Below are 6,028 nucleotides of genomic sequence, written 5' to 3' on the forward strand. Positions count from 1 at the left end.
CGAGGCTGTCATCATTCTCTCACCGCCGCTCGCATGAACATTGACCATCCAAACGCCCAATTCAGCCGCAGCTCTTACTGCTTTCGAACAGGTGTTGGGGATGTCGTGGAACTTCAAATCCAAAAATACAGAGAAGCCACGTTTATGCAACTCGCGCACAAAATCTGGGCCAAATAAAGTGAACATTTCTTTGCCTACTTTAAGGCGACAAGATGCTGGATCAATTCTATCGACAAAGGCTAACGCATCTGTTTGCTTGTCATAATCAAGCGCAACGATCACTTGTTGGTCGTTCATTTCTTCTCCTAACAATTCACAATGTATAAATTAAAACTAAAAAAATGCAGCTCAAACTAGCTGCATATACTATTCTCCGTCTAAACCTCTGATCGGTTTGATCACTCCCCAGCCTTTACATGAAGGGCAATGCCAATGCATTGAGTGTGTTGAAAAACCGCACTTTCGGCATCGATAATGAGGTTTTAACTTTAACTGCTCACCAACTAATTTCTGTAACGTGCTCAGGCTTTCCTTGGCTCTCCCTTCCTCAGCATTCGCTAAATGGTAATCCATCAAACGATAAAAACCTTTCATCGTCGGGTTTTTTAACAACTGACGAGTCAGAAGATCTTGAGCGGAAGCTGTGCCTTCATGTTTGGCAACCAATTGAGCTAACATTAACTCAGCAGACACTCCAGATTTCTTTGAAATACAACGCCTTAAAAACTCTACCAGTCCATTTTCATTGCCAAGATGATAGTAGCAGTCAGCCAATATTGGTAAGGCCTCGCTCACGAAGTCACTGTCCTGATCGAGCACATTCTCTAAGTGCTCAACTGTTTTCTGGTATTCTTCCGACTCTAAATACTGCTTACCCAGTAAAATACTTGCTCTAACACACTTTGGGTCTTCGAATAAAGCCTTATGATAATATTGAATGGACTTACCTACGTTGCCATCTTGCTTTTCTTGGATTGCTAACTCACACCAAAAATGAGCAATGGACTTATGTATTCTAGGCTTACCAAGTTTAACCAATAAGCCTGCGAGATGAATCGCCTTGGCCCACTCTCTCGTTTGTTGGTAGATCGCGACCAACTGTTGAAGTGCGGCTTCTCTATGATCAGGCTCTTCTGTCAGTTGCTCAAAAATCTTTTCAGCTCTATCTAAAAAACCAGACACCATATAGTCTTTAGCAAGCTGCTGAAGAGCGATATTCTTCTGATCGATAGTTAGACCAGAACGGGAGATAAGATTTTGGTGAATCCGAATAGCGCGGTCCACCTCCCCTCTTGAACGAAACAAGTTACCGAGTGCGAGGTGCGTATCAATAGTATTGTCGTCTACTTGCAGCAGCTCGATAAAATGATCGACCGCTTTATCTGATTGGTCAGATAGAAGTAAGTTTAGGCCTGTGACATATTGGCGAGAAATCTGGTTAGAGTGCTTCTGTTTTTCTTGCTGGGCGCTACGATTACCCATATACCACCCGTAGGCAGCGGCAATTGGTAATAGCAAGAAAAGGATTTCTAACATCTAGGAAAGTCTACCGTTTTATACTTTTGACTGAATAGGTGAAGTTTCAGTCGTTGATTTTTTAAGCTTCTTATTCAACTTACGAACCTGAAGCTGGGATTTAAAGTGAAGACTGCCAAATATCAACCAAGCCAAGGAGAATCCAGCTACAAAAACACTACCGAGTAATGTCGATAGGTGAAAGTCACCTTGCGCTAAAAGGTAGTTAAAAGTAACAACAGCTTGGTTTTGGGATCCTAAAGCTAAAGCAATAAGGAACAGAGCAAGTACTACAACGATTTTTATTATTTTCATAATCCATTACCCCAATATTTATAGCAGGTACGATTATGCAGGAAAATTGGCTTACAAACCACGCCTATTATGAACATTCTGCCTATAAAAAAACGGCTAACTGGGAAGCTGGCCGTTTCTTAACAAAACTATAATTTACTGATTAAGATACGTTAACGCGCTCACGTAATTCTTTACCCGGTTTAAAGTGAGGAACAAATTTACCCTCTAACTCTACTTTATCGCCAGTCTTTGGATTACGACCTACGCGCGGCTCTCTGTAATGTAACGAGAAGCTACCAAAACCACGGATCTCAATTCTATCGCCACTTTCTAGAGTTGTAGCCATATGTTCTAGTATATCTTTTACAGCATCTTCTATTTCTTTCGCAGACAAATGTGTTTGCTCAGAACAGAGTCTTTCTATCAATTCTGACTTAGTCATAATATTCCTCGTTGGCATTCTTTTTAGAAATTATAGACCTATCGAAAAAATTAGCAAAAAAAAAGGAACCTTTCGGTTCCTTTCTTAGCTATATAGCTATTGTTCTCTTAACGAGAAGCTATTATTCGCCTTTCGCAGCTTTGAATGCGTCAGCCATAGCATTACCGAACCCGCCGTCTTCAGACTTGTTCAGTGAAGCCATTGCTTCTTGCTCTTCAGCTTCATCTTTAGCTTTGATAGATAGGTTGATTACGCGGTTCTTACGGTCTACACCAGTGAACTTAGTTTCAACGCTGTCACCAACGCTTAGGATTAGAGATGCATCTTCGATACGGTCACGTGAAACTTCAGAAGCGCGGATGTAACCTTCTACGCCATCTACAAGCTCAACAGTGGCGCCTTTAGCGTCAACTGCAGTTACAGTACCGTTTACTAGAGTGCCTTTCTTAGTATCAGCAACATATGCATTGAACGGGTCATTTTCCATTTGCTTAACGCCAAGAGAAATACGCTCACGTTCTGCATCTACTGCTAGAACTACTGCAGAGATTTCATCGCCTTTCTTGTATTCACGAACAGCGTCTTCGCCAGTTGCGTTCCAAGAAATGTCAGATAGGTGTACTAGACCATCGATGCCGCCGTCAAGACCGATAAAGATACCGAAGTCAGTGATAGACTTGATCTTACCAGTAACTTTATCGCCTTTAGCTTGCGCTTCAGCGAATGACTGCCATGGGTTAGCTTTACACTGTTTCAGACCTAGAGAGATACGACGACGTTCTTCGTCAATCTCAAGAACCATAACCTCAACTTCGTCGCCAACATTAACAACTTTAGATGGGTGGATGTTCTTGTTAGTCCAATCCATTTCAGAAACGTGTACTAGACCTTCAACGCCTTCTTCGATTTCAACGAAGCAGCCGTAGTCAGTTAGGTTAGTAACACGACCAGAAAGCTTGTGACCTTCTGGGTAACGCTTAGCGATTGCTACCCATGGATCTTCGCCAAGTTGCTTAAGACCTAGTGATACACGAGTGCGCTCACGGTCAAACTTAAGAACTTTAACTTGGATCTCGTCACCTACGTTAACGATCTCTGATGGGTGCTTAACACGTTTCCACGCCATATCTGTGATATGTAGAAGACCGTCAACACCGCCAAGATCAACGAAAGCACCGTAGTCAGTAAGGTTCTTAACGATACCTTTAACTTCAGAACCTTCTTGTAGAGTTTCAAGAAGCTCATCACGCTCAACACTGTTTTCAGATTCGATAACAGCACGGCGAGAAACAACAACGTTGTTGCGCTTCTGGTCAAGTTTAATAACTTTGAACTCTAGCTCTTTGTTTTCTAGGTGAGCAGTGTCACGGATAGGACGTACGTCTACAAGAGAGCCTGGAAGGAAAGCACGGATACCGTTTAGTTCAACAGTGAAACCGCCTTTAACTTTACCATTGATGATACCAACAACAGTTTCAGCTTCTTCGTAAGCTTTCTCAAGAACGATCCACGCTTCGTGACGCTTAGCTTTCTCGCGAGAAAGTTGAGTTTCACCGAAACCATCTTCAACAGCGTCTAGAGCAACGTCTACTTCAGCGCCAACTTCAACTTCAAGTTCGCCAGCAGCGTTTTTGAATTGTTCAGCAGGGATAGCAGATTCAGACTTAAGGCCAGCATCAACAAGAACGAAACCGTTCTCGATAGCTACTACAGTACCTTTAACGATACTACCTTGTTGGAATTCAGTTTCAGATAGAAACTCTTCAAAGAGTTGAGCAAAAGATTCAGTCATTATTTAATCTTCAATTAATTAAACGTCCATGGGTATCCTACCGCATGGGGTTGATAAATTCGCCAGTCATCATCCTTGCGACCAACGTTCTCAGCTGACTGAGTATAGACTACTCAGCCAATTTAGATTCTATATATTTCATTGCTGTTTCTACGACTTCGTCAATATTCATTGAGGTCGAGTCAAGCAATAGCGCGTCTTCAGCCGGACGTAAAGGAGCAACAGCACGGTTGCGGTCTCTGTCGTCACGTTCTTGAATCTCGCTTAAAAGGTCGCCAAACTTAACATCTAAACCTTTATCTTGCAACTGTTTAAGGCGTCTATTCGCTCTCTCGTGGGCACTCGCATCAAGAAATATTTTGGCTGTAGCATTTGGGAAAACAACGGTTCCCATATCTCGACCATCAGCGACTAAGCCTTTACCTTCAGCAAACGCTCGCTGGCGTCTTAACAAAGCTTCGCGTACTCGCGGTAACGCAGCCACTTTTGAAGCCGCCATGCCGGTTTCTTCCTTGCGAAGTTCATGTGAGACGTCTTCGCCTTCTAAAATAACCTTAACCAGATCACCTTCAGCAATAAATTGAACATCCAGATGTGTAGCAAGGGGAACCAGAACATCTTCAGACTCAGTATCCAAGCCGTGATGAATCGCAGCCAGTGCTAGCACACGATAAATAGCACCAGAGTCGAGCAGTTGGTAACCTAACTTGTCAGCCAATAACATACAAAGGGTACCTTTTCCGGCTCCGCTAGGACCGTCGACGGTGATCACTGGTGTTTCAAGAGGCATGTTTTACTCCACGTTAGTTTATCGTAAGCAATTTGAACGTCGCTTTTTATGACGAAAAATTATAATGCTATTACCACTTTGGTTCTAGTTACGATTAGACTTTTCGAGAAGAAAATGAGGAAAGCGGCTACGCTTGGTGCGCTTTCCAAACGTAGCCAAAAATTTACAATAAGATACGCGTTCGGTTTTTATCCAAAATTGAAGTCCCAATCCCTTTAACCTTGACGAGATCATCAATCGCTTTGAACTCGCCATACTCTGAACGATAATCAACAATGGCTTGCGCTTTCTTTAAACCTACGCCGATAAGTAACGTCGCGAGCTCTTCTGCCGGGGCTTGATTAATATTGACGGTGACTTCAATGCCTTCGTATTTTGCGGAATCAGAAGCCACTGCTTGGGTAAATGGAAATATGGCAAGTAGTATGGATAAAATGATGGATTTTATAAACATGATTGTGTTTCCTATGTGGGTTGACCAAAATCATCCTATCTAGTCAATGATTCCAATGCCAAGGCGACACCACAAAAACAAACGGGCCGCATTAGCGGCCCATTTTTATAAAATTATCAATTACATAGAAATCAGCTACTGACCCACTATGAAATAATCGATATCCGTGTTCTCTCTCAAGATACTCAAGATACCCGAAAGATCTTGTTGATTACTCAATTGTACGAGTTGAGCATCGACTTGCGAAGCGAACTGCGTATCTACGTTTACATCAACCTTATCAAGAGCAACGATAACGATATTACCCTCAAAATCTTTCGCTTGAGCATACACAGCCTGCCCGTCCACCGGTTTAGCCATAGAAAAAACGGTTTCAGCAAGTGGAGCTCTACGATCAATGCTTGTTGATTCAGAGAACTGTAAATCGTACTCAGACAACTGGCTTTCACCACTGACAGATAATACCTCAAGAACGTTACCAGCCAATTCAATAGCCACCTGCTCTCCCTTCACCTGGCGCAGTTGGGCTTCAACTTGGTCACGAACATCACTCAGCGGTAAAACCGTTTCTTCACGGCTATCATCGACACGAACAACAATAACATGCTCTGGTGACACTTCGATAACCTCAGAGTTTAGACCATCTTCCATAACTTCAGGACTAAGAATAGCTTGCATTACTGCTGATGAACGCAGAATTTCTGGTGCATCTTGAGATCGGAAGCGCGGCTCCGCAGG

Annotated in this window: 7 protein-coding genes and 1 pseudogene; all 8 read right to left on the bottom strand. The window is 42.8% G+C overall.

From position 1 onward, the window contains the following. Positions 1 to 297 (bottom strand): orotidine 5'-phosphate decarboxylase / HUMPS family protein (locus tag ACP45E_RS14745; protein ID WP_198927729.1); only part of this gene is annotated, 297 nt, incomplete at its 3' end. 69 nt (positions 298 to 366) lie between these two features. Then, complete coding sequence (lapB, locus tag ACP45E_RS14750) at positions 367 to 1,536, bottom strand: lipopolysaccharide assembly protein LapB (RefSeq protein WP_017038953.1); 1,170 nt, start codon at positions 1,534 to 1,536, stop codon at positions 367 to 369. Positions 1,537 to 1,554: 18 nt separating this feature from the next. Beyond that, on the bottom strand, positions 1,555 to 1,830 hold the full coding sequence (locus tag ACP45E_RS14755) for a LapA family protein (protein WP_017033722.1): 276 nt from the start codon (positions 1,828 to 1,830) through the stop codon (positions 1,555 to 1,557). A gap of 142 nt (positions 1,831 to 1,972) precedes the next feature. Beyond that, positions 1,973 to 2,254, bottom strand: coding sequence for an integration host factor subunit beta (gene ihfB, locus ACP45E_RS14760; RefSeq protein ID WP_017033721.1), 282 nt, complete (start codon positions 2,252 to 2,254; stop codon positions 1,973 to 1,975). Positions 2,255 to 2,375: 121 nt separating this feature from the next. Then, the gene (gene rpsA, locus ACP45E_RS14765) at positions 2,376 to 4,046 is read right to left on the bottom strand and encodes a 30S ribosomal protein S1 (RefSeq protein WP_017033720.1); all 1,671 of its coding nucleotides are present in this window, start codon (positions 4,044 to 4,046) and stop codon (positions 2,376 to 2,378) included. A gap of 109 nt (positions 4,047 to 4,155) precedes the next feature. Next, complete coding sequence (gene cmk, locus ACP45E_RS14770; protein ID WP_017038954.1) at positions 4,156 to 4,836, bottom strand: (d)CMP kinase; 681 nt, start codon at positions 4,834 to 4,836, stop codon at positions 4,156 to 4,158. A gap of 163 nt (positions 4,837 to 4,999) precedes the next feature. Beyond that, complete coding sequence (locus ACP45E_RS14775; RefSeq protein ID WP_017038955.1) at positions 5,000 to 5,290, bottom strand: ComEA family DNA-binding protein; 291 nt, start codon at positions 5,288 to 5,290, stop codon at positions 5,000 to 5,002. Positions 5,291 to 5,425: 135 nt separating this feature from the next. Further along, positions 5,426 to 6,028 (bottom strand): annotated as a pseudogene (locus ACP45E_RS14780) (peptidylprolyl isomerase); the annotation flags it as partial.

This window comes from Vibrio genomosp. F10 str. 9ZD137, assembly GCF_049974785.1.
Classification (GTDB): Bacteria; Pseudomonadota; Gammaproteobacteria; order Enterobacterales; family Vibrionaceae; genus Vibrio.

Excerpts from the sequence above, each read along its gene's own strand:
- ihfB (WP_017033721.1), bottom strand. The coding sequence starts at position 2,254 with ATGACTAAGTCAGAATTGATAGAAAGACTCTGTTCTGAGCAAACACAT.
- ACP45E_RS14755 (WP_017033722.1), bottom strand. The coding sequence starts at position 1,830 with ATGAAAATAATAAAAATCGTTGTAGTACTTGCTCTGTTCCTTATTGCT.
- rpsA (WP_017033720.1), bottom strand. The coding sequence starts at position 4,046 with ATGACTGAATCTTTTGCTCAACTCTTTGAAGAGTTTCTATCTGAAACT.
- lapB (WP_017038953.1), bottom strand. The coding sequence starts at position 1,536 with ATGTTAGAAATCCTTTTCTTGCTATTACCAATTGCCGCTGCCTACGGG.
- ACP45E_RS14775 (WP_017038955.1), bottom strand. The coding sequence starts at position 5,290 with ATGTTTATAAAATCCATCATTTTATCCATACTACTTGCCATATTTCCA.
- cmk (WP_017038954.1), bottom strand. The coding sequence starts at position 4,836 with ATGCCTCTTGAAACACCAGTGATCACCGTCGACGGTCCTAGCGGAGCC.